Below are 19,287 nucleotides of genomic sequence, written 5' to 3' on the forward strand. Positions count from 1 at the left end.
ACACCCTCCGGGTGCACACCCGAGGGCGGAGGCCTCCTTCGCCATCAGACTCATCGAGGCGGTGCCATGGGCGAGTTCATGACCGAGCCGAAGCAGGGCCCCGCTCTCCAGCAGCGGAGGGCGGCGGTCCCGGCCGGGCGGCGCGCCCCGCACCCGGGCCCGGACCAGTCGGCCGACGGTCACGAGGCCCTGGCGATCCTGGAGCGCACCCGCGCCTCGGTCGACCCGGAGCTGCGCCGTGCCGTGGACTCGCTGCCCGGCTCGATGCGGCGGATCGCGCTCTACCACTTCGGCTGGCAGCACGCGGACGGCACACCGGCGTCCGGCAACGCGGGCAAGGCGATACGGCCCGCGCTGGTGCTGACCGCGGCCCAGGCGCTGGGCGGGCGGCGGTCCACCGCGGTACGGGCCGCGGCGGCCGTGGAACTCGTCCACAACTTCACGCTGTTGCACGACGACGTGATGGACCGGGACGCCACCCGCAGACACCGCCCCACCGCCTGGACCGTGTTCGGCGACGCCGACGCGATCCTGGGCGGCGACGCCCTCCAGGCGCTCGCCCTGGGGCTGCTCGCCGAGGACCCGCACCCGGCGTCGGGGGCCGCCGCCGCACGGCTCGCGTCCTGTGTCGTGGAACTGTGCGCCGGGCAGCAGGCGGACACCGCGATGGAGCGGCGCGGCCCTCACGAGGTCACCCTCGACGAGGTGCTCACCATGGCCGAGGCCAAGACGGGCGCGCTGCTGGGCTGCGCCTGCGCGCTGGGGGCGCTGTACGCGGGGGCCGACGAGGCGGATGTCGAGGCGCTGGACGCGTTCGGCCGGGAGGCCGGGCTCGCCTTCCAGCTCATCGACGACGTGATCGGGATCTGGGGGGATCCCGGCCGCACCGGCAAACCGGCCGGGGCGGACCTCATGGCCCGCAAGAAGTCGCTGCCCGTGGTGGCCGCCCTGGCCTCCGGCACCCCGGCGGCCGAGGAACTGGCCGAGCTGTACCAGGGGCCGTACCGGGAGGGGGAGCTGGAGCGCACCGTGCAGGCCGTCGAGCAGGCGGGCGGCCGGGACTGGGCGCAGGCGCAGGCGGCCGACCGGATGGGCCGGGCGATGCAGGAGCTGTCCCGTGCGGTGCCCGATCCGGAGGCGGCGGGCGGGCTGCTGGCCCTGGCCGAGTTCGTGACCCGGCGCACCACCTGAAGCTCCGGGGCTGCGGCCCGTACGGCCCCTGACCCCGTACGGACACCGCCGCCCCGGACCGACGCGGGCCCCGCACCTCCCTGTGACGGGCGGGGCCCGCCTCTTTCCGCTTCCCGCCTCCCGGCGGCCGGGAGGCAGCGCTCCCGGGAGCCGACCTGGGGTCTTTCGTTTGGATCGGGCCGGGTCAGGGAGCGGTGCCAGGCCCCGCGAGCCCGGCATGATCCAAACGAGAGGCCCTAGGCTGGGAGCATGCGCCCCCAGGAGCAGGTCTGTCCGCGGTGCGGGCAGCCCGTCGGCACCGTCGTGCGGCGCCACAAGACACTGGGCGCCTACGTCCCCCTGTGGCGCCCGGGGCCCTGCCGCAATCCGCGCTGCCCCGCGGCCGAAGCCGGAGAGGCCGGGACGGTTCCGGGCCCGGAGCCTAGGGTGAGCGGCATGTCCGAACCTCTTCTGCACCTCACCGAGCGCTCCCTGTGGGACGCGGCCCGCGCCACCGGCGTCTACGAGATGTCGACCCGCGGCGTCACCCTCCGCGAGGAGGGCTTCATCCACTGCTCCCTGCGGCACCAGGTCCCCCGGGTGGCGCGCTGGGTGTACGGCGCGTGCGAGGGCCCCGACGAACTGGTCCTGCTCGTCATCGACCCGGAGCGCCTGACGGCCCCCGTGCGGTACGAGGCGGTGAAACCCGGCGGCGAGGAGTTCCCGCACATCTACGGCCCGATCCCGGTGTCCGCCGTGGTGGCCGTGGAGCCCTGGAACGGCGAAGCGGACGGGCCGGACGGGACCGGAGACTGAGGCCGACCGGAAACCCGGAACGCGACCCCGGAACGCGAACCCGGACCCGGTCCGGATCAGGAGCGCGGGCGCTCCGTGAACCGCAGCATGTTGCCCGCCGGGTCGCGGAAGGCGCAGTCCCGCACGCCGTACGGCTGGTCCATGGGTTCCTGGAGGACCTCGGCACCGGACGCGTGGACGCGGGCGAAGAGGGCGTCGCAGTCCTCGGTGGAGAAGATGACCCCGCGCAGCACGCCCTTGGCGAGCAGCTCCGCCATGATCTGGCGGTCCGCGGGGGAAAAGTCCGGATGTGCCGCGGGCGGCTCCAGGACGATCTCCACGTCCGGCTGGAGCGGCGAGCCCACCGTCACCCAGCGCATCCCCTCGAAACCGACGTCGTTGCGCACCTCGAGGCCCAGGACGTCCCGGTAGAAGGCGAGCGCCTTGTCATGGTCGTCCACGGAGATGAAGCACTGCGAGAGTTTCACGTCCATGGCACCACGCTAAGGCCCTAGAGCTGAGCGCGCGGGTCGGTCCGGGTGTCCCCGGGGCGCCCCCGGCGCGGCCGGGTCAGTCCCTTCGCCACACAGGGCGGGATGGCTGCCCCGTGCTCGTGCGACCGCGCCCGGTAGGCACTCGGGGTCTCGCCCACCAGTTCGGTGAACCGCGAGCTGAACGAGCCGAGCGAGGTGCACCCCACGGCGAGGCAGACCTCCGTCACGGTCAGATCCCCGCGCCGCAGCAGCGCCTTGGCCCGCTCGATACGCCGGGTCATCAGATAGCCGTACGGAGTCTCCCCGTAGGCCGCGCGGAAACTCCGCTGGAAGTGCCCCGGCGACATCAGCGCGGTCCGCGCCAGCCCCGCCACATCCAACGGCTCCGCATACTCCCGGTCCATCCGGTCCCGCGCCCGCCGCAGCCGCTTGAGATCCTCCACATCCACCCGAAAAGCATCCCACGCCCCACGGTCGTCGAGGTCTCGCGGCCCTCTGGAACCGATCGCCTAGGCTGGCGTGGTGGCTGATGAGCGGGAGCGGGTGCAGCCGTCGGGAGTGTGGGCCACGGCGGTAGGGGTGGCCAGGGTGCGGGCGCTGGAGACCGAGCGGGAGAACGCGCTGTTCCACGACCCCCTGGCACGGGCCTTCGCCACCGCCGGGGGCCTGTGGCCCTCCTCGCCGCCGCCCGACGACGAGGCCGCGCGACGCCGTCGGCTGGCCGTGGCGTTCTCCATCGTCATCAGGACGAAGTTCCTTGACGACCTGTTGCAGCAGGCCTCCGCGTCCGGGGTCCGGCAGGTCGTGCTGCTCGGCGCCGGAATGGACAGCCGGGCCTTCCGGATGGACTGGCCCGAAGGCACCCGGCTGTTCGAGGTCGACACCGCCGCGCCACTGGACTTCAAGGCGTCGGTGCTGCGCCGGGAGCGGGCCGTCGCACGCTGCGAGCGGATCACCGTCGCGGTGGACCTGCGAGAGGACTGGCCCGGCGCGCTGGCCGCCGCGGGGCACGACCCGGCCGCGCCGACCGTGTGGATCGCCGAAGGACTGCTGATCTATCTGCCCGAGGACGCGGTGGACCTGCTGCTGGCCCGGATCGGCGCGCAGTCGGCGGCAGGCAGCCGGATGGGGCTGACGCTGGGCTCGCGCGGCGTGATCGAGCGCTTCGGTGCGGACGCCGTGCCGGGATCGGCGGCGTCCCTGTGGGTCTCGGAGATGCCCGACGACCCGCTGGGCTGGCTGGCCGACCACGGCTGGGAGGCCACCACCCACACCCTGCGCGAGCGCGCTGCCGCCTACGGTCGCCCGATCCCCACCCCGCCGCAGCGCAAGGAGCAGCCCGGCGGCCTGATCTCGGCGATCCGCCGGTAGAGCGCGTCCGGTTTCCCTCGTCTGCACGAGCAAGGGCTGTTGGCGCAACCGGGAGTCACACGACCGTACGAAGCGGACGAGAGCCCGCTCTCCTGTACGAAGATGCCCACCCATGGCCGGGCGAAAAAGGACCGCACCCGGTCCGTCAGCCGTGCCGGGTTCGGCGGGCTGTGGGCCGGGTGCGGGCAGGTAGGCAGATGGCCTAGCTATAGATCAGGCCTTCTTCGTCTCCTAGTAATGGGGTGAGTCGGTGACCTGCGGTGATGATGGTCGTAGGTCGCTGACCTGGCCTTTTACTGATGGCTGGCTATGGGGTGCGACGGTCTCGATTGGGTGTCCTGCGGACTGTTTGCGGACACCTCTGCCCCTGGCGTGAGGATCGTGTAGCTGCTGACGCTAGGAATCGCCATCGTCGGCACGGACGGCCATTAGCACCCGTTGCAGCGTAGTGATACGTGGATCCCCATCCGGTCGGACTTCCAGGGCGTGGTCCAGCAGAGCTTCGAGCTCCTCCTGCGCGGCACGTGGCTGTCCGGCTTCCCACAGCAGCTGAGCTCGACGGTAGCGTGCGTCCCAGACCGAGTCGTGGTCTGCACCGCGCGTACGTGCCCAACCGTCCGCCACTCTCTTGAACTCCGCAGCGCTCTCTGCCAGCTGCCCTGCCCTGCTCAGACCCTCACCGAGGTTCTTGCGTGCTATCAGCGTCTCCGGGTGATGAGGCCCCAGCGTGCGGTCCCGACGCTCCACAACGTCACGAAAACGGGGGATGGCCTCTGCGAGTTTCCCTTGGTTTCCCAGAGTCATGGCCAGGTTGTGATTATTTGTCAGTGTCTCGGGATGATTGTCTCCGAGGGTCTTCAGGCACGCAGACAGTGCATCGCGGTACTCCTCCTCCGCTTCAGAGAAACGCTCCTGCTCGGCCAGTAGATATGCCAAGTTCCCCTGGACGGATAGGGTCCTTGGATGATCAGGCCCCATGACGCGGGTGCATACTGACAGAACTTCCCTGAACGAGGCTTCGGCTTCCGCGGCGGATCCCCTGTCATCCAGAATGCGGGCGAGGGAAAGCCGAGTGGTGAGCGTCTCGGGATGCTCAAGCCCGTACCTACGTTCCTGGATATTCAGGATTCGTGAGTGTTCCTTCTCTGCTTCGTCGAGATCTCCTTGGATGCGCATAATGACGGCGAGATTGTGTCGTAGCGTCAGCACCAGAGGCTGCTCGTCGGAGTGCTTGTGGGCCGCGTCTCTGAGTGCCTCGCGGTAGACGGAAGCTGCCTCATCGAGCCTCCCGAAGTCTTTCAGTGCGACCCCGAGACTGTTGCGAGTGGTAATCGTGTCGGGATGTGCGGGTCCCAACTTCTGCCGTTGCTCGTCGGCGATCCCCCGCAGTTGGCGGATGGCCTCTCGCAGCCTTCCACGCGCGTGCAACACCGTCACTAGATCGTGCCGGACATCCAGACGCCCCCCGTCACCCTCCGGCAGACTATTCAGCGCTTGCCGCAACTGCTCCTCGGCTTCGGCAAGGCTTCCCTGTTGCAGTAGAAGCGTGCCCAGCGACGCCCGGACACTGGCGACGTTGCTGTGGGAGCTGCCGAGCACGGTTTCCTGGAGGGCCAGGACGTTACGCACCTCGGATACGGCCTCGTCCGTTCGCCCGACGCGCCCCACGGCCATGGCCCACTCGTAGTGGGCATTGAGCGTGACTGGGTGATGCTCCCCATGGCGCGCAGTCGTCGAATCCAAGATCGACTTATACTCCGATTCCGCCTCGGCCAGTTCACCCAAGGAGCGGAGTGCCGCGGCACGACTGTTACGACCTGCCAATACGTTGGGGTGGTCGTCGACGAGCTGCCTTGTCTGCGCGTCGGTTAGTTCGGCGAAGACCGCCGCAGCGCTCTTTGCGTCGAGCTCCCCTTGCTGTGTAAGCAGCATGGCCATACTGTGACGCGCGTCGAGTGTCTCGGGATGATCGGGCCCCAGGATGCGTGTCCGAGCGTCCAGCACGGCCCGAATCTCGGCTTCTGCTGCGGTGAACTCCTCTTGTAGGACGAGGGTGGTGCCCAGGTTCGCGCGAGTGATCAGCGCGGACGGGTGCTCGACTCCGAGAACCTCTTCTTCGAGGTCGAGGACTTGGCGGAAGACCTCCGCGGCACGGTCATTCTCACCTTGATCCCGCAGCGAAATCGCGAATTCGTGCTGGGCTTCGAGGACGTCAGGGTGCTTCTCTCCCAGCTCGGCTCGCAGTCCTTCCAGCACCAGCCTTCCCTCGTCCGCCGCTTCACTTAGGCGACCCATGCCCCTGATACAGATCGCGCGGCCGTGCCGCGAACGCAACGTAGTGGCCGCTTTTGCGCCGAACAGCCGGGTTTCATGGCGGATCACCTCGTCGTACTCGCGCTCCGCCTCCTTGAGCTTCCCTCGCTGACATGCCACCCTCGCCCGCTGGTAGCGCACGGTCAGGGTGGTGGGGTCGTCCTCCCCGAACTGTCTAACGCACTCCTCCGCAATGAGGTCGAGTTCGGACTCCGCCGCCGTCAGATCCCCCATCTCCTCGACTGCGATGGCCCGGTGCCTGCGGATGTTCACCCTGACCCAGGGGGCGGCTTCTGCGGAATCCGCCTGCTCCAATGCTTCGTCCGCCAGTTCGCAGGCCGCCGTGTATTCGCCCCGGAAATGGAGGTAAGAAACGGCGACTCCGGCACCGATCAACACGCCGTTGAGACGGTCATCGGCTGCGGTACCCCATTGCGGCAGCCGTTGGAGCATCACCTGCCAGTGCGGGATGAGTCCCTGCCAGGCCGGCCAGGAGCTCGGATCCCGCGGATCCTCCATGTACGGGGTGGCTGCCACCAGCAGATCGGCGGCCGAGTGCCATACCCCTCGGTACTCCCCGGGCTCCGTGAGGAGCGGGCCGACCGATACCTCAGCCACGAGCCGATGGATCTGATAGACGGCTTCCGCCGAACCTGTGTTGACCCCGATGAGGCCGAACCTGCGAAGACCGCTCATGGCAGATCTGATTACTCGGGGTGGAAGTTTCGCGGGCCACATCGGCAGAGTGGCAATGACGGAAGAGGCGAGCAGAGCGTTCGGTAGCGAGGCCGTCGGGGCGAAGCAGGACAGCAACTGGAGCAAGCCACGGGCATGCTTTGTGCCCTGCCGTTCGAGGAGAGATAGGGATAGTTCCCACGTACCGGCAATGGTTCGGCGCGCCCGGGCTTCCTCGTTGCGTAGATCCCCGTGCACGCCCTCGGCCGCGTCATCGAGGAACAGCGGAGAGTCGTCGAGTACGTCGGCGTATTCGGCAAAGGTTTGTGCTTCGGCCAGTGGATCGCCGTGTGCCATGGCCAGGTATGTACCCGCTAGGTGCAGTGCGAGCGGCAGGGAGCCGAGCCGGTCGGCCAGGGCCCTGGCGGAGTCCGCATCTCCCGCCGTGAGAGCCCGTTCTTGGAGGACCTGGCCTGCGAATTCGAGCTCCAAGACCTCAAGTTGGTGGAAGTGTGCGATCCGGTCGCCCCAAGATCGCTTGTTGCCGTCGCGCGTGGTGACGAGGACACCATGTGACTTGCCGATCGGGGCCCTGACCCAGGCCGTGGCATCGGACAGCGCGGCGCCTGGGCAGGACAGTACGTCGAGATCGTCGGCATCGTCGAAGACGAGCAGCCACGGGCGGTCCATGTTCGCCAGATAGTGCCAGACCAGATCGGCCGCCGGCCGTCCGCCTTTTTCCCAGGCGTGAGCCACGTGCTCGGCCGGGGCCCCTGCGATGAGGGCCGCGTGCCGCATCCCGTCGGCCACGGCTGCCGCGGATCCGGCCTGGATCCAGAAGACCTCGACCCCTGCCCTCTTGGCCAGCTCAGCTGCGCTCAGGGCGACCGTGGTCTTCCCCACACCTCCCATCCCGGATAGGACTTGGACACGTGGATCGTCCATGGTCTGTTTGAGGACCGTGAGGATTCCGTCACGGCCCAGCACGGCCTCCGGGAGCCTGCCATAAGGGGCCTCCACGGAGCCGAGTGCGAGCAGCTCCTGGAGGGATGGGGTGGGGGCGGCAAGACCCGTCACTACGTTGATGTTGACCGCATCGTGGAAAACTGCCCCCGGAGCGTTGAGACCCGTGGAGCCCATGACGCTGTTCGCTGTCGCGTCGCGAGCGGACTCGGACGGGTTCGTCGTCATCGCGCCTGCTCGGACTGCCCGAAGGACATGCGCACCTCGCCGTTGAACGTTGCCCCGGGCGCATTCAGACCGTGAGAATTCCGCACGGTGTTGATGGCGGCGCCCTTAGGCTGAGCGAGGAGTGAAACCCAATCCTCCATCTCACGTCGGAACTCCGGGTCGGCTCTAGCCTCGCGGCGCAGCGCCTCACCAAGGAGGGTGACGGCAGCCTGATCGTTGCTATTTCGCGTGTCCAAGACGGCAATGGCTTGGTCGTCGCTGGAAAAGCGGCTCCGGAGGCGCTGCCAGAGATCCGTCACGACAGCTTCGCTTAGGCTTCCGCTGGCGCCGCCCAATGCCGCAAGTGCCAGCTCGGTGAATGCTAAGTCCATCTGCACTCCAGGGAATTACATACGTTATCGGCCGGACACCACTCTACTGGCGTGGGGGCTGCCTGGACGGCGTCTCGTGGTTGCGGCCACGGCGGACCCTGGGCATCCGGGGCACTGGCGTCTCTATCGCCAGCCGTCGAGGGAAACTTCCGGGCCTCCCGCAAGATATCGGTGGAGTGCGCTTGAAGCGGTTTCCACGAAGTTCGCGGGGATGGTGTCGGCGTCGACCCACCGGACCTGGGCGTGCTTGCGCGGTTCGCGGTTCTCGGGTTCGCCGGTCCATTCGTGGGCGGCGAAGACGACCGTGAGGAAGCCGTTGGGGGCCTCCACGCCCCAGGCGCCGTGGATGATGTGGGCGACCTTGAGGGACTCGGGCTTCACGGTGAGGCCCGTCTCCTCGTAGAGCTCGCGGACGGCGGTCTCCGTGATGGGTTCGCCCGGCTCGCTCTTGCCGACGGGGAGGTCCCACATGCCCTGGGCGAACTTCGCGTTCTCGCTGCGTTGGAGCAGGACGACGCGGTTGGTTGCCTTGTCGTGGACGATGACGGCGGCGACCAGCAGGGTCATGGATTCGAGCGCCGGCTTGAGGGCCTTGGGCTGGTCGTCGGTCTGCTGAGTCACGGTGTTCCCTTCATCAGGCGGGTTGTTGGGCATGTTAGGCGAGGGCCTCGCGGGCACGGCGAGCGAGATTGGCGGCGCCGGGAACCTTGCGCCTCTGGTAGACCGCCAGGGTGGAGCGGATCGAGGTGATCGCCTTGCGGGTGCGGTCGGAGGTCATTCCCTCCATGAGGACCAGGGCCTGCGTCCAGGCGGCGACGGCCTCGTCGGCGCGTGCCTGGGCAGCGAGGCTGTCGCCGAGGTCGGTCAGGGTGCGGGCGGTGTGGCTGGCGACGGTGCCAGCTGCCGGGCCGCTGACGCGGGAGTAGCTGGGCTGGGGGCCGTCGTCGCGCAGGAGGGCGTCTTCGGCGGCGAGCAGGGCACGAGCCGCTGCGGGCTTCGCGCCGACCGCGGCGTAGGCGCGGGCGTGGGTGATGTGCAGCAGCGCTTCGGTCTGGCCGTCGACGTGGCCCAGGCCGCGGGTGAGGGCCCCTTCGACCAGGTCGACGCAGTGGTGGGGCTGTTTGAGGCTGAGGGACTGATGGGCGAGGGCGCGCATCATCCAGGCGGCGTGACCGCACAGGTCGGCCTCGCAGGCGAGCTGGTAGCCGACTTGGTAGTAGCGCTGGGCCGCGCCCTCGTGGCCCAGGTCGTGGTGCTTCCACCCGGCGAGGTAGGCGAGTTCGGCGACGGCGCCGAAGGCGGCGCGGCGTAACGGCTCCGAGGGGAAGCGTCCGCGGAGCATCGGGGCAGCGGTGTCGGCGAGGTACGCGGTGACGGTGGTTAGACCGTGCCCGCCACCGAGGCGCTCGTCGGCGGCGCTGAAGGCCGTGGTGATCTGGCGTACGACGTCTACGTCCTCCGCGCCGACCACGGACGTGCCGGTGCGGGCGCGGAGCATGCGGGCGGTGGCTTCGTGGTCGTATCCGAGCGGCATCGCGACGCCAGCGGTGGTGAAGGCCGCGATGGCGAGGAAGCGGCGGCGTTCGACGTCGGCGCGGCCCAGGTCGGTGACGGCGAGGACGGGGTCGGATTCCGCCGGCTCTTCGTCATCACCGGCCTGGAGGCCGATCTCGGTCTGGGTGATCGTGCGCCCCGCTCGACGGGACAGTGCTTCGGCCAGGTACTGGCCTACCCGGCCCGACGGGGCGCGGGTGCCGTTCACCCAGTGCGAGATGGCCGACTTGTTCGTCTGGAGGATCTCGCCGTTCTCGGCGGCGATGCGCCACACGTCTCTGGCGAGGGCCTCGAAGGTGCAGCCGACCACCGCGATGGCATCGCGCAGACGGGAGTTGGGTTCTCTCTGCGCCGCCACGATCGCCTCCGCCCTGGAGCTGTAAACCGCGTATACCGCTTCAACTGCCTTCTACCGTACCCACTGAGCGTGACCACCGGTTCACTTATCAGCAGCCGCCCGGAACGGCGCGACCGTGATCCAGGCTCCCCCTTGGGTCCGGGCGGCACCCCGAAGTTCCGTACGCCCACACCAGGCTCGGGCATCCCTGTGCCCGAACCCGGCCTATCAGAGACGGAGACACGGTGACCACCATCGACGCCACGGCCATCACGGTCGAGCTACCCGAGGCGTTCGACCCGCGCTGGAGCCGCCTGCCCGGCATCCTGGTCGACGGCCGGCACATCACGATCGACCCGGCCGAGTACTTCTTCCGCTTCGAGTCGAACACCTGGCTCGTCGCCGACTGGGAGCTGGTCAAGTCCCAGCTCCTGGAAGTGGACGAGACTGCCGAGAGCACGGTCGAGCAGCTCGCGCTCGACTTCATCAAGCAGCACAGCGAGTCCACCTCCGACGCGGCCCGCGTCCTGGCCACTGCGTACGAGGTGTACGCGTACCTCTTCCGCGACGAGCACCTGAACGGCCTCGGACTTCCGCAGATCACCGCCGAGCACCTGCGGATGCTGCGCGAGGCGGCCACGCTGATGGCGCTGAACAAGGTCGAGCTGGACGGTCATATCTCCAACGTCGGCCCGTGCTGGTTCTTCCCCGCCGCCACCTCCGTCGTCTTCAACCTGGACGACGAGGTGGGCGGTCTGCTCGACGAGGTCTACCACGGCGGCTGGTTCAACGAGCACCGCCGGATCGAGTCCATCAAGGCCCACGCCGCGCTCGGCGGCCGGCTCGTGCACGGCTGCCAGTCCGTGCCGGACCAGTCCGGCGGCGTGGTCGCACCCTACGGTGCCTCGATGGCGAACTTCCGCGACGACCTCGCCGCGTTCAAGGCGGGCTGGATCGAGCAGGTCTACGCCCACCGCGTGAACCCCGCCGCGTAACTCCACCCGATCAGGCTCCGGGGCGGGTCGGCATCTCCCGCCCGCCCCGGAGCCCACCAGATCCCCGGAGCACTCCTGTGACCATGAACCCCAGCGCCGAACTCCTCGACAGCCTGCTCACCGCGACCGGCCAGACCACCGCCGTACGGGAGGAGGTGCGCGTGTGGTCCATGTCCGGCGTCGAGCGCGTGGCCTTCCCCGACGGCTCCACGGCCATCTTCAAGTACGCCAAGAAGCCCTTCGACAGCGAGGACCAGGCCCTCCACCTGGCCCACACCCTCGGCGTCCCCGTCCCCCAAGTCCACGCCTCCGCCGTCCTGGACGGCTGGCTCGGCATGCTCATGGAAGACCTCGGACCGTCCGTCCGCGAGGCCGACGACCTCGACGGCGTCGCCGCGGCTGTGGTCCTGCACGGCACCCGTACGGCTCCGCCCTTGCCCGTCCTCGACCAGAACCAACTGCGCACGCTGCCCAGCCGGGCGCTGGAACACCTCGGGCGACTGCGCAAGTCCGACCGTTGGCAGGACGCCAACGACGTCGAAGACGCGCTCGATCGTATTGCCCAGGCCGCCGAAGCCCGCTCGGCCGGAGCGACGATCGCCCCCTTCGGCTGGGTGCACTCCGAGTTTCACCCCACCAGCCTCCACATCGGGGAGCGCGGTTGGCGGCTGCTCGACTTCGCCCGCGCCTTCACGGGTCCCGGCCTGCTCGACCTCGCCACCTGGCACGGCACCATCGAGCCTCCGCGCCCCGTGCGCCTGCGCGTCTTCCTGGAGCAGTACGTCACCGCAGGCGGCACCCCCGATGCCCTCGCCCCGCGCGGCGGACTCACCGCCGAGAACTGGGCCCTGGGCTGGCACCGCATGTGGGCCGTCGAGTGGTTCACGGAGCAGTCCCTCCGCTGGATCAACGACCCGGCCACCGACCCCGCCTACATCAAGGCCGTCCGCCGCCACCTCACCGACGTCCTCCACCTCCTGGAGATCTGACGTGCTCGCCCAAGCATCCCCATGGCACGCCCATGCCCTCCAGCGCACCGCTGCCGGGCTTGCCGAACCTCTGGCCGTACCTGCCCGGATGGAGTGGACCACGAGGCCCGCCCAAGGGCCCGGCGCCGAGATCCTCGGCCCCGATCTGCGCGGCAAGCGTCTCCTGGAACTCGGCTGCGGCCTCGGCCACAACGCCGCCCACCTCGCGACCCGCCACGGTGCCCATGTCACCGGCGTCGACCTGGTCGGCCTCCAGGTCCGCCGCGCCGGCTCCCACTACGGACGGCTGAACAACCTCACCTTCGTCGCCGGTCACGCGCTGCACTACCTGCACGCCTCCGACGAGCAGTTCGACGCGATCTACTCCGTCTTCGGGGCCATCGGTCTCGTCGCTCCTGAGCTCCTGCTGCCAGCCATCGCACAGCGCCTCCCGCCCGGCCGGGTGCTCGTCTTCTCCGTCCCGCACCCGCAACGCGGCGGCCGAAGTCCTTCCGGCGACGACCGGCCTCGCCGCGACTTCGTCACCCTGCCCGACCGCACCCGGCTCCCCATCGCCCGATGGGAGTTCGATACCGACCGGTGGGAGAGGCACCTCAGCCGGGCGGGCTTCTGGCTCACGTCGGCCCAGGATTTCAACGACCCCCGCATGGGCCACTGGCCGACCACCCTGCTGATCCGCGCCCGCAAGCTCTGACCGCCGCCCCTCGCCCCGGCCTCTGGAGGACCGATGCGCCCGCCTTACCTGCTCCTGGACATCGACGGCGTCCTCATACCCTTCCCCGACGAGCACGGCTCGACCCCAGCCACTCACGCCCGCCACGACGTCGTCCCCACCGGCCGCAGCGCCGACAACCCGGTCACCGTCTGGCTCAACCCCGACCACGGCCGTCTGCTCATGGACGTGATCCGTACCGGCCTGATCACCCCCGTCTGGTGCACCAGCTGGCGCCAGGACGCCACCACCCTCATCGGCCCGCTCCTCGGCCTTCCGAACCTGTCGTACGTCGATCTCCCGCGACCGCAGATCACCACCAGCCACCCCAGCGGCTACCTGTGGAAGCGTGATCACGTCGACGCCTGGCTGGGCGACGCCCCCGCTGTCTGGATCGACGACGACTTCACTGGCCTCGACCATGAATGGGCAGTGGAGCGCGCTGCGAAAGGAACGGCGACCCTCCTCATTCAGCCCGACCCGCACCTCGGTCTACAGCTCGAGCATCTGACCGAGGCCACGAGGTGGGTCGCGCAGTTACCCACAGCCCGCGCCGCCTGACGGCTGATGCCCTCGCTGCCGCGGGCAGCGAGGGCAGCATGGTGCACTGTGGGCCTGGCTGCCTATGCAAGGATTTCCTCGCCGTACAGGCAGAGGGACTCTTCCCAAGGGCGCCCAAAACTGTCCATACGCAAGTCACGTACTCGGCCGGAACATGAACTCGTCGTAGAAGCGGTCCCAGACGCACCGGTACTCGGCTTCAACCGGCGCGACCACGGGACCCTCCATCATGGCCCGACGCCATCGAGCCGCCCGGGTGAGGATCGGAGTTCGCCTCTGGCGGTATGGCGGATCTACGCCCACCCATGGCCGGGCGAAAAAGGACCGCACCCGGTCCGTCAGCCGTGCCGGGTTTGGCGGGCTGTGGGCCGGGTGCGGGCAGGGTGGCGGTGCGACCTGCGGAAGTGCAGGTCAGACGGCCTGGCTAGAGATCAGGCCTTCTTGGTCTCCCAGAAGATCTCGTCGATCCGGGCGATGAGGTCCAGGGCCTTCTGGCCCGTTGCCGGGTCCGTGGAGGCCTTGGCGGCCGAGAGGGCCTTCAGGGTGTCGTTGACCAGCTGGTGCAGCTCCGGGTACTTCTCGAAGTGCGGGGCCTTGAAGTAGTCGCTCCACAGGACCGAGACGTGGTGCTTGGCCAGTTCGGCGCGCTGTTCCTTGATGACAACGGCGCGAGCCTGGAAGTGCGGGTCGTCGTTGGCGGCCATCTTTTCCTGCACGGCCTTCACCGACTCCGCCTCGATCCGGGCCTGGGCCGGGTCGTAGACGCCGCAGGGCAGGTCGCAGTGGGCGCTGACCTGGATCTTGGGGGCAAACAGGCGGGCGAGCATAAAGCTGTCCTTCCTCGTGATCGTCTTCTCGGGTGCGAGATTACTCCGGAGGCGAGGGGATTTCGCGAGCGCCCTCATGGCCTTGCGGCAACGGTCCGGGGTCAGACTGGGACCGGGACTGGTGGAGGATCGGACGGGGAGGTGCCGGTGATGCCGGAGCTGTCGCAGGAGATCGAGCGCACGAGGGCACTGCTGCCCTTCGTGGTGGCGGAGGTGCGGGGGCCGTCCATGGTGCCGACGCTGCACCACGGGGACCAGCTGCTGGTCCACTACGGCGCCCGGATCAGGCCGGGTGATGTGATCGTCCTGCGGCATCCCTTCCAGCAGGACCTGCTGGTCGTCAAGCGGGCCGTGGAGCGGCGTGAGGGCGGCTGGTGGGTGCTCGGCGACAATCCGTACGCGGGCGGGGACAGCACCGACTTCGGCGCCGTGCCCGAGGACCTGGTCCTCGGGCGGGTGCGGCTGCGCTACCGGCGGCCCGGGGCGGGTCAGCGCTCGCTGTTCGCGGTGGTGCGCTGGGCGCTCACGGCGGCCCGGCCGGTGCTGGGCGACCGGTCGGTCTCCAGGCGTTTGCGGGCGCGGTAGGCGGCCACGTTGGCGCGGGTGGCGCAGCGGTCCGAGCAGTACCGCCGGGAGCGGTTGGTCGAGGTGTCCAGGTAGGCGTTGCGGCACGGGGACGCCTCGCACAGGCCCAGCCGGTCCACGCCGTACTCGGTGAGGTGGACGGCGAGGCCCATCGCGGCGATCGCCGCGAAGCCCGCGGTGGCGTTCGACGGGTGGTCGGCGAGGTGCATGTGCCACAGCGGGCGCCCGTCCTCGCTGCGGTAGTCGTGTCCGGAGATCTGCGGGCTCACCGGGAACTCCATGAGCAGGGAGTTCAGCAGGTCCACCGCGAGTGTCTCGTCGCCCTGGTCCGCCGCCTCGAACACCGCGCGCAGCCGGGCCCGGATCGAGCGGAAGCGGGTGATGTCGGCGTCGGTGGCGCGGCGGGCCGCCGACTTGTTGGAGCCGAAGAGGTCGCGCACGGCCTCCACCGAGGTGAGCGTGTCCTTGCCCCGTACCGGTTCCTCGCTGTTGACGAGGCGTACGGCGAAATCCGAGTAACGGGCCAGTTCCACTTGTAGTCCTTACCATGGCGCTCTATGGTCGTCGGCGAGGTCGGGTAACAGCCGATCGCGCATCAAGGGTATTACGAGACGACAGGGGACGGAGGCTCGCGATGGCGGATACGGACACCACGGCGGGGACGGACTGGGGTGCCTGGCAGGAGAGCTGGGACCGCCAGCAGGAGTGGTACATGCCCGACCGCGAGGACCGCTTCCGGATCATGCTCGACATGGTGCAGGCGTTCACCGGCGACACCCCCCGTGTCCTGGACCTCGCCTGCGGCACCGGAACCATCACCGCCCGGCTGCTCGCCCGCTTCCCCGGGGCCACCAGCACCGGAGTCGACCTCGACCCCGCGCTGCTGGCCATCGCCCGCGGCACCTTCCAGGGCGACGACCGCGTCACCTTCGTGGAGGCCGACCTCAAGGACCCCGACTGGACCGCGCTCCTGCCGTACGACTCCTACGACGTGATTCTTACGGCTACAGCTCTCCACTGGCTGCGCACCGGTCCGCTGGAGGACCTCTATGGCCGCCTCGCCCGGCTCGTCCGGCCCGGCGGTGTCTTCCTGAACGCCGACCACATGACCGACGACACCACACCCCGGATCAACGAGGCCGAGAGCGCCCTGCGGCGCGAGCACCGGGAGCGGGCCCGCCGGGACGGCGCCCTCGACTGGGCCGACTGGTGGCAGCTGGCGGCCGCTGATCCCGTCCTCGCCGCGCCGACCGCCCGCCGCTTCGAGATCTACGGCGAGCACGCCGACGGCGAAACGCCCTCCGCCGCCTGGCACGCCCAGGCCCTGCGCGCGAAGGGCTTCGCCGAGGCCCGCCCGGTGTGGTGCTCGCCCTCGGACACCCTGCTGCTCGCGCTGAAGTAGCGCGCAGCCCGAGGGGCGGTACGGAATCCCCGTACCGCCCCTCGGGCCTGTGCTCCTACAGCACCTTGGACAGGAACGACTGCGTCCGCTCGTGCCGCGGGTTGGTCAGGACCTCCCGGGGGCTGCCCGACTCGACCACCACGCCGTCGTCCATGAAGACGAGCGAGTCGCCCACCTCGCGGGCGAAGCCCATCTCATGGGTGACGACGACCATCGTCATGCCGGACTCGGCCAGGTCGCGCATCACATCGAGGACATCGCCCACCAGCTCCGGGTCCAGGGCCGAGGTCGGCTCGTCGAACAGCATCAGCTTCGGATCCATCGCGAGGGCGCGGGCGATGGCCACGCGCTGCTGCTGGCCGCCGGAGAGCTGCGAGGGGTAGTGCCCCGCCCGGTCCGCGAGGCCCACCCGCTCCAGCAGCTGCATCGCGCGCTCCCGGGCCTGGACCTTGCTCGCGCCCTTGACCTGGACCGGCGCCTCGATGACGTTCTCCAGCGCGGTCATGTGCGGGAAGAGGTTGAAGCGCTGGAAGACCATGCCGATGTCCCGGCGCTTCATCGCCACCTCGCGGTCGCGCAGCTCGTGGAGCCTGTCGCCCTGCTGCCGGTAGCCGACCAGCTCGCCGTCCACCCAGAGGCGGCCCGAGTTGATCTTCTCCAGGTGGTTGATGCAGCGCAGGAACGTCGACTTGCCCGAACCGGAGGGTCCGATGAGGCAGAACACCTCCCCGGCCCGCACCTCCAGGTCGATGCCCTTGAGGACCTCCACCGCGCCGAAGGACTTGTGGACGCCCTCGGCCTTCACCATCGGGACGGTGGTGTCCTTCGCGGAGGTGTCGTCCCGCGTGAGCTTCCCGGTCATGCCGCGGCTCCCTTCGGACGGCCGATGGAGAACATCCCGGACCTGACCTTCTGCCAGGGGGTCGGCGGCAGCTGGCGGCTGGAGCCGCGCGCGTAGTGCCGCTCGATGTAGTACTGCCCGACGCTGAGCACCGAGGTCATGATCAGGTACCAGGCGGCGGCCAGGAAGTACATCTCCACCGGGGCGCCGGAGTTCTGGCCGATGTCCTGGGCGTAGCGGAACAGCTCGGGGAACTGGACGGCCGCCACGAGCGAGGTCGTCTTCAGCATGTTGATCACTTCGTTGCCCGTCGGCGGCACGATCACCCGCATCGCCTGCGGAATGACGATCCGGCGCAGTGTCCTGCCGTGGCTCATGCCGAGCGCGTGCGCCGCCTCCGTCTGCCCCTCGTCCACGGCGAGCAGACCGGCACGGCAGATCTCCGCCATGTACGCGGCCTCGTTCAGACCCAGGCCGAGCAGCGCCGTCAGCAGCGGCGTCATGAAGTTCGACCAGTAGTCCTTGTAGAACGGCATCAGGTTGATGTACTCGAAGACCAGGCCCAGGTTGAACCAGAGGAAGAGCTGCACCAGGACCGGGGTGCCGCGGAAGAACCAGATGTAGAACCAGGCGATGGACGAGGTCACCGGGTTCTTCGACAGCCGCATCACGGCGAGCACGATGCCGCCTACGATACCGATCAGCATGGACAGGACCGTCAGCATGAGGGTCTTGCCCACACCCGTCAGGATGCGGTGGTCGAAGAAGTAGTCCGGTACGGCGTGCCAGTTGATCCGGCCCTGGCCGAACGCGTAGATGATCGCGACGAGCAGCGCGATCGCGAGGACGGCGGTGACATACCGTCCGTAGTGCCGGACCGGAACGGCCTTGATGGCCTCGGCGCCGGCCGGGGGAGTGTCCCGGGGGCCCGCCGTGGTGTCGATGTCAGCAGTCACGGAGTGTGCCTTTCAGTGGCCGCGCGGCGGTCACTTGCCGCCGTTGACGACGGACTCCTTGGCGGCGCCGTCCTCGGCACCCCACTTGGTGAGGATCTTCTGGTACTCGCCGCTCTTGATCAGCGCGTTCATCGCGGCCTGGAGGGCGTCCCGCAGCTGGGTGTTCTCCTTGGCGACCGCGATGCCGTAGGGGGCGGCCTCCACCTGGTCGCCGACGAGCTGGAAGTCCTTGCCGCCGCCCGAGGTCTTCACCGCATACGCGGCCACCGGGAAGTCGGAGGACGCGGCGTCGGCGCCGCCGGAACGCAGCCGGGTCTGTGCCTGCTGGTCGTCGTCGAAGGCCTCGATGGTGATCTTCTTGCCGCCCGTACACTTCTTGGTCTCGCTCTTGGCGAGGTCCTCCGAGACGGTGCCCCGCTCCACGGCGAGCTTCTTGCCGCACAGGTCCGACCAGGTGGTGAGACCGCCGGTGTCGCCCTTGCGCGCGTAGATCGACACGCCCGCGGTCAGATAGTCGACGAAGTCGACCCCCTCGCCGACCTTCTTCCCGGTGTCGGGGTCGACGCCCTCCTGGCGGCTCTTGTTGTCGGTCATGGCGGACATCGCGATGTCGTAGCGCTTGGAGCGGATGCCCGTCAGCAGGGCGTCGAAGGTGCCGTTCTCGAACTGGAACTTCACCCCGAGCTGTCTGCCCATGGCGTCCGCGAGGTCGGGGTCGAGACCGACCGTCTTCCCGGAGCCGTCCTTGAACTCCACCGGCGCGTACGCGATGTCCGAGCCGACCTTGACGACGCCCGCCTGGCGGATCGACGCGGGGAGCTTGTCCGCCAGCGGGGCGGACGCCGAGGCACTGGCGGAGTCGCCGCTCGTCTTCTTCGTCTGGTCGCCGCAGCCGCTGAGCAGCAGGGCGCCCGCGACCGCGAGGGCACCGACCGCGGCTATCGGGGAACGCGCGGCGGTCGAACGGCGGGTGGAGCGTGCGGACATGGCGGGTTCCTCCGGCGGGACGAGTGATGCCGAGAGTCGACGAGAACACTCACCTTCGGGTGTCGCGACCTCGTGTGGTTGAGGCATCTTGCCATTCGTTTACCCGTATTCAGGGGCGCCGCCATGTCAAAATCGGATAACGGGCGACCCCCGAACCGAGC

Annotated in this window: 20 protein-coding genes; 9 read left to right on the top strand and 11 right to left on the bottom strand. The window is 69.2% G+C overall.

What is annotated here, in order from left to right:
* Window positions 1–66 precede the first annotated feature (66 nt).
* Both ACIHAA_RS13715 and ACIHAA_RS13720 read left to right on the top strand, forming a co-directional pair.
* Window positions 67–1,191, top strand: a complete 1,125-nt coding sequence (locus ACIHAA_RS13715; RefSeq protein ID WP_399816497.1) for a family 2 encapsulin nanocompartment cargo protein polyprenyl transferase — start codon at window positions 67–69, stop codon at window positions 1,189–1,191.
* A 435-nt stretch (window positions 1,192–1,626) separates the two neighbouring features.
* Window positions 1,627–1,986, top strand: coding sequence for a DUF952 domain-containing protein (locus ACIHAA_RS13720; protein WP_399816498.1), 360 nt, complete (start codon window positions 1,627–1,629; stop codon window positions 1,984–1,986).
* A gap of 56 nt (window positions 1,987–2,042) precedes the next feature.
* Here ACIHAA_RS13720 and ACIHAA_RS13725 read toward each other — a convergent pair whose 3' ends face one another.
* Window positions 2,043–2,459, bottom strand: coding sequence for a VOC family protein (locus ACIHAA_RS13725; protein ID WP_399816500.1), 417 nt, complete (start codon window positions 2,457–2,459; stop codon window positions 2,043–2,045).
* A gap of 17 nt (window positions 2,460–2,476) precedes the next feature.
* On the bottom strand, window positions 2,477–2,908 hold the full coding sequence (locus ACIHAA_RS13730) for a helix-turn-helix transcriptional regulator (protein ID WP_399816502.1): 432 nt from the start codon (window positions 2,906–2,908) through the stop codon (window positions 2,477–2,479).
* A 109-nt stretch (window positions 2,909–3,017) separates the two neighbouring features.
* Here ACIHAA_RS13730 and ACIHAA_RS13735 point away from each other — a divergent pair, with 109 nt between their 5' ends.
* The gene (locus ACIHAA_RS13735; RefSeq protein WP_399816775.1) at window positions 3,018–3,830 is read left to right on the top strand and encodes a class I SAM-dependent methyltransferase; all 813 of its coding nucleotides are present in this window, start codon (window positions 3,018–3,020) and stop codon (window positions 3,828–3,830) included.
* Window positions 3,831–4,226: 396 nt separating this feature from the next.
* Here the strand turns inward: ACIHAA_RS13735 and fxsT are convergent, their stop codons facing one another.
* From fxsT to ACIHAA_RS13755, 4 genes are all read right to left on the bottom strand, one after another.
* On the bottom strand, window positions 4,227–8,009 hold the full coding sequence (fxsT, locus tag ACIHAA_RS13740; RefSeq protein WP_399816504.1) for an FxSxx-COOH system tetratricopeptide repeat protein: 3,783 nt from the start codon (window positions 8,007–8,009) through the stop codon (window positions 4,227–4,229).
* The gene (locus tag ACIHAA_RS13745) at window positions 8,006–8,380 is read right to left on the bottom strand and encodes a hypothetical protein (RefSeq protein ID WP_399816506.1); all 375 of its coding nucleotides are present in this window, start codon (window positions 8,378–8,380) and stop codon (window positions 8,006–8,008) included. Before ACIHAA_RS13745 ends, fxsT begins: the two co-directional genes overlap by 4 nt.
* 123 nt (window positions 8,381–8,503) lie before the next feature.
* Window positions 8,504–9,034, bottom strand: a complete 531-nt coding sequence (locus ACIHAA_RS13750; protein ID WP_399816507.1) for an NUDIX domain-containing protein — start codon at window positions 9,032–9,034, stop codon at window positions 8,504–8,506.
* Between the two features lies 1 nt (window position 9,035).
* Window positions 9,036–10,292 carry a tetratricopeptide repeat protein gene (locus tag ACIHAA_RS13755; protein ID WP_399816509.1) on the bottom strand — a complete coding sequence of 419 codons (1,257 nt, stop codon included), beginning with the start codon at window positions 10,290–10,292 and terminating at the stop codon, window positions 9,036–9,038.
* A 224-nt stretch (window positions 10,293–10,516) separates the two neighbouring features.
* Between ACIHAA_RS13755 and ACIHAA_RS13760 the strand changes: the two genes are divergently transcribed.
* From ACIHAA_RS13760 to ACIHAA_RS13775, 4 genes are all read left to right on the top strand, one after another.
* Window positions 10,517–11,266 (top strand): hypothetical protein, encoded by a 750-nt coding sequence (locus ACIHAA_RS13760; RefSeq protein ID WP_399816511.1) that lies wholly within the window; start codon window positions 10,517–10,519, stop codon window positions 11,264–11,266.
* A gap of 77 nt (window positions 11,267–11,343) precedes the next feature.
* Window positions 11,344–12,255 carry an aminoglycoside phosphotransferase family protein gene (locus ACIHAA_RS13765; RefSeq protein WP_399816513.1) on the top strand — a complete coding sequence of 304 codons (912 nt, stop codon included), beginning with the start codon at window positions 11,344–11,346 and terminating at the stop codon, window positions 12,253–12,255.
* 1 nt (window position 12,256) lies between these two features.
* Window positions 12,257–12,949, top strand: coding sequence for a class I SAM-dependent methyltransferase (locus ACIHAA_RS13770; RefSeq protein WP_399816514.1), 693 nt, complete (start codon window positions 12,257–12,259; stop codon window positions 12,947–12,949).
* Window positions 12,950–12,982: 33 nt separating this feature from the next.
* On the top strand, window positions 12,983–13,528 hold the full coding sequence (locus tag ACIHAA_RS13775) for an HAD domain-containing protein (protein WP_399816516.1): 546 nt from the start codon (window positions 12,983–12,985) through the stop codon (window positions 13,526–13,528).
* Between the two features lie 431 nt (window positions 13,529–13,959).
* On the opposite strand, the gene sodN is transcribed toward ACIHAA_RS13775, so the two are convergent.
* Entirely contained in the window at window positions 13,960–14,355 is a 396-nt protein-coding gene (gene sodN, locus ACIHAA_RS13780) for a superoxide dismutase, Ni (RefSeq protein ID WP_399816517.1), read from the bottom strand.
* A gap of 150 nt (window positions 14,356–14,505) precedes the next feature.
* Between sodN and sodX the strand changes: the two genes are divergently transcribed.
* Complete coding sequence (gene sodX / locus ACIHAA_RS13785; RefSeq protein WP_399816519.1) at window positions 14,506–14,940, top strand: nickel-type superoxide dismutase maturation protease; 435 nt, start codon at window positions 14,506–14,508, stop codon at window positions 14,938–14,940.
* On the opposite strand, the gene ACIHAA_RS13790 is transcribed toward sodX, so the two are convergent.
* Window positions 14,844–15,473, bottom strand: a complete 630-nt coding sequence (locus tag ACIHAA_RS13790; RefSeq protein WP_399816521.1) for a CGNR zinc finger domain-containing protein — start codon at window positions 15,471–15,473, stop codon at window positions 14,844–14,846. The genes sodX and ACIHAA_RS13790 overlap by 97 nt on opposite strands.
* Window positions 15,474–15,574: 101 nt before the next feature.
* Between ACIHAA_RS13790 and ACIHAA_RS13795 the strand changes: the two genes are divergently transcribed.
* Window positions 15,575–16,342, top strand: coding sequence for a class I SAM-dependent methyltransferase (locus tag ACIHAA_RS13795; protein WP_399816522.1), 768 nt, complete (start codon window positions 15,575–15,577; stop codon window positions 16,340–16,342).
* A 55-nt stretch (window positions 16,343–16,397) separates the two neighbouring features.
* Here the strand turns inward: ACIHAA_RS13795 and ACIHAA_RS13800 are convergent, their stop codons facing one another.
* From ACIHAA_RS13800 to ACIHAA_RS13810, 3 genes are read right to left on the bottom strand one after another with little or no spacing between them, the layout of a single operon-like run.
* The gene (locus ACIHAA_RS13800; RefSeq protein WP_399816777.1) at window positions 16,398–17,150 is read right to left on the bottom strand and encodes an amino acid ABC transporter ATP-binding protein; all 753 of its coding nucleotides are present in this window, start codon (window positions 17,148–17,150) and stop codon (window positions 16,398–16,400) included.
* Window positions 17,151–17,200: 50 nt separating this feature from the next.
* Window positions 17,201–18,139, bottom strand: coding sequence for an amino acid ABC transporter permease (locus ACIHAA_RS13805; RefSeq protein ID WP_399816524.1), 939 nt, complete (start codon window positions 18,137–18,139; stop codon window positions 17,201–17,203).
* 30 nt (window positions 18,140–18,169) lie between these two features.
* On the bottom strand, window positions 18,170–19,126 hold the full coding sequence (locus ACIHAA_RS13810; protein WP_399816526.1) for an ABC transporter substrate-binding protein: 957 nt from the start codon (window positions 19,124–19,126) through the stop codon (window positions 18,170–18,172).
* Window positions 19,127–19,287 lie beyond the last annotated feature (161 nt).

The sequence above is a fragment of the Streptomyces sp. NPDC052040 genome, from assembly GCF_044548405.1.
Taxonomy (GTDB): Bacteria; Actinomycetota; Actinomycetes; order Streptomycetales; family Streptomycetaceae; genus Streptomyces.

Bases quoted from the DNA above. Each gene is read 5' to 3' on its own strand.
- ACIHAA_RS13715 (WP_399816497.1), top strand. From the start codon at position 67: ATGGGCGAGTTCATGACCGAGCCGAAGCAGGGCCCCGCTCTCCAGCAG.
- ACIHAA_RS13720 (WP_399816498.1), top strand. From the start codon at position 1,627: ATGTCCGAACCTCTTCTGCACCTCACCGAGCGCTCCCTGTGGGACGCG.
- ACIHAA_RS13725 (WP_399816500.1), bottom strand. From the start codon at position 2,459: ATGGACGTGAAACTCTCGCAGTGCTTCATCTCCGTGGACGACCATGAC.
- fxsT (WP_399816504.1), bottom strand. From the start codon at position 8,009: ATGACGACGAACCCGTCCGAGTCCGCTCGCGACGCGACAGCGAACAGC.
- ACIHAA_RS13745 (WP_399816506.1), bottom strand. From the start codon at position 8,380: ATGGACTTAGCATTCACCGAGCTGGCACTTGCGGCATTGGGCGGCGCC.
- ACIHAA_RS13750 (WP_399816507.1), bottom strand. From the start codon at position 9,034: ATGCCCAACAACCCGCCTGATGAAGGGAACACCGTGACTCAGCAGACC.
- ACIHAA_RS13775 (WP_399816516.1), top strand. From the start codon at position 12,983: ATGCGCCCGCCTTACCTGCTCCTGGACATCGACGGCGTCCTCATACCC.
- sodN (WP_399816517.1), bottom strand. From the start codon at position 14,355: ATGCTCGCCCGCCTGTTTGCCCCCAAGATCCAGGTCAGCGCCCACTGC.
- sodX (WP_399816519.1), top strand. From the start codon at position 14,506: ATGCCGGAGCTGTCGCAGGAGATCGAGCGCACGAGGGCACTGCTGCCC.
- ACIHAA_RS13795 (WP_399816522.1), top strand. From the start codon at position 15,575: ATGGCGGATACGGACACCACGGCGGGGACGGACTGGGGTGCCTGGCAG.
- ACIHAA_RS13800 (WP_399816777.1), bottom strand. From the start codon at position 17,150: ATGGTGAAGGCCGAGGGCGTCCACAAGTCCTTCGGCGCGGTGGAGGTC.
- ACIHAA_RS13810 (WP_399816526.1), bottom strand. From the start codon at position 19,126: ATGTCCGCACGCTCCACCCGCCGTTCGACCGCCGCGCGTTCCCCGATA.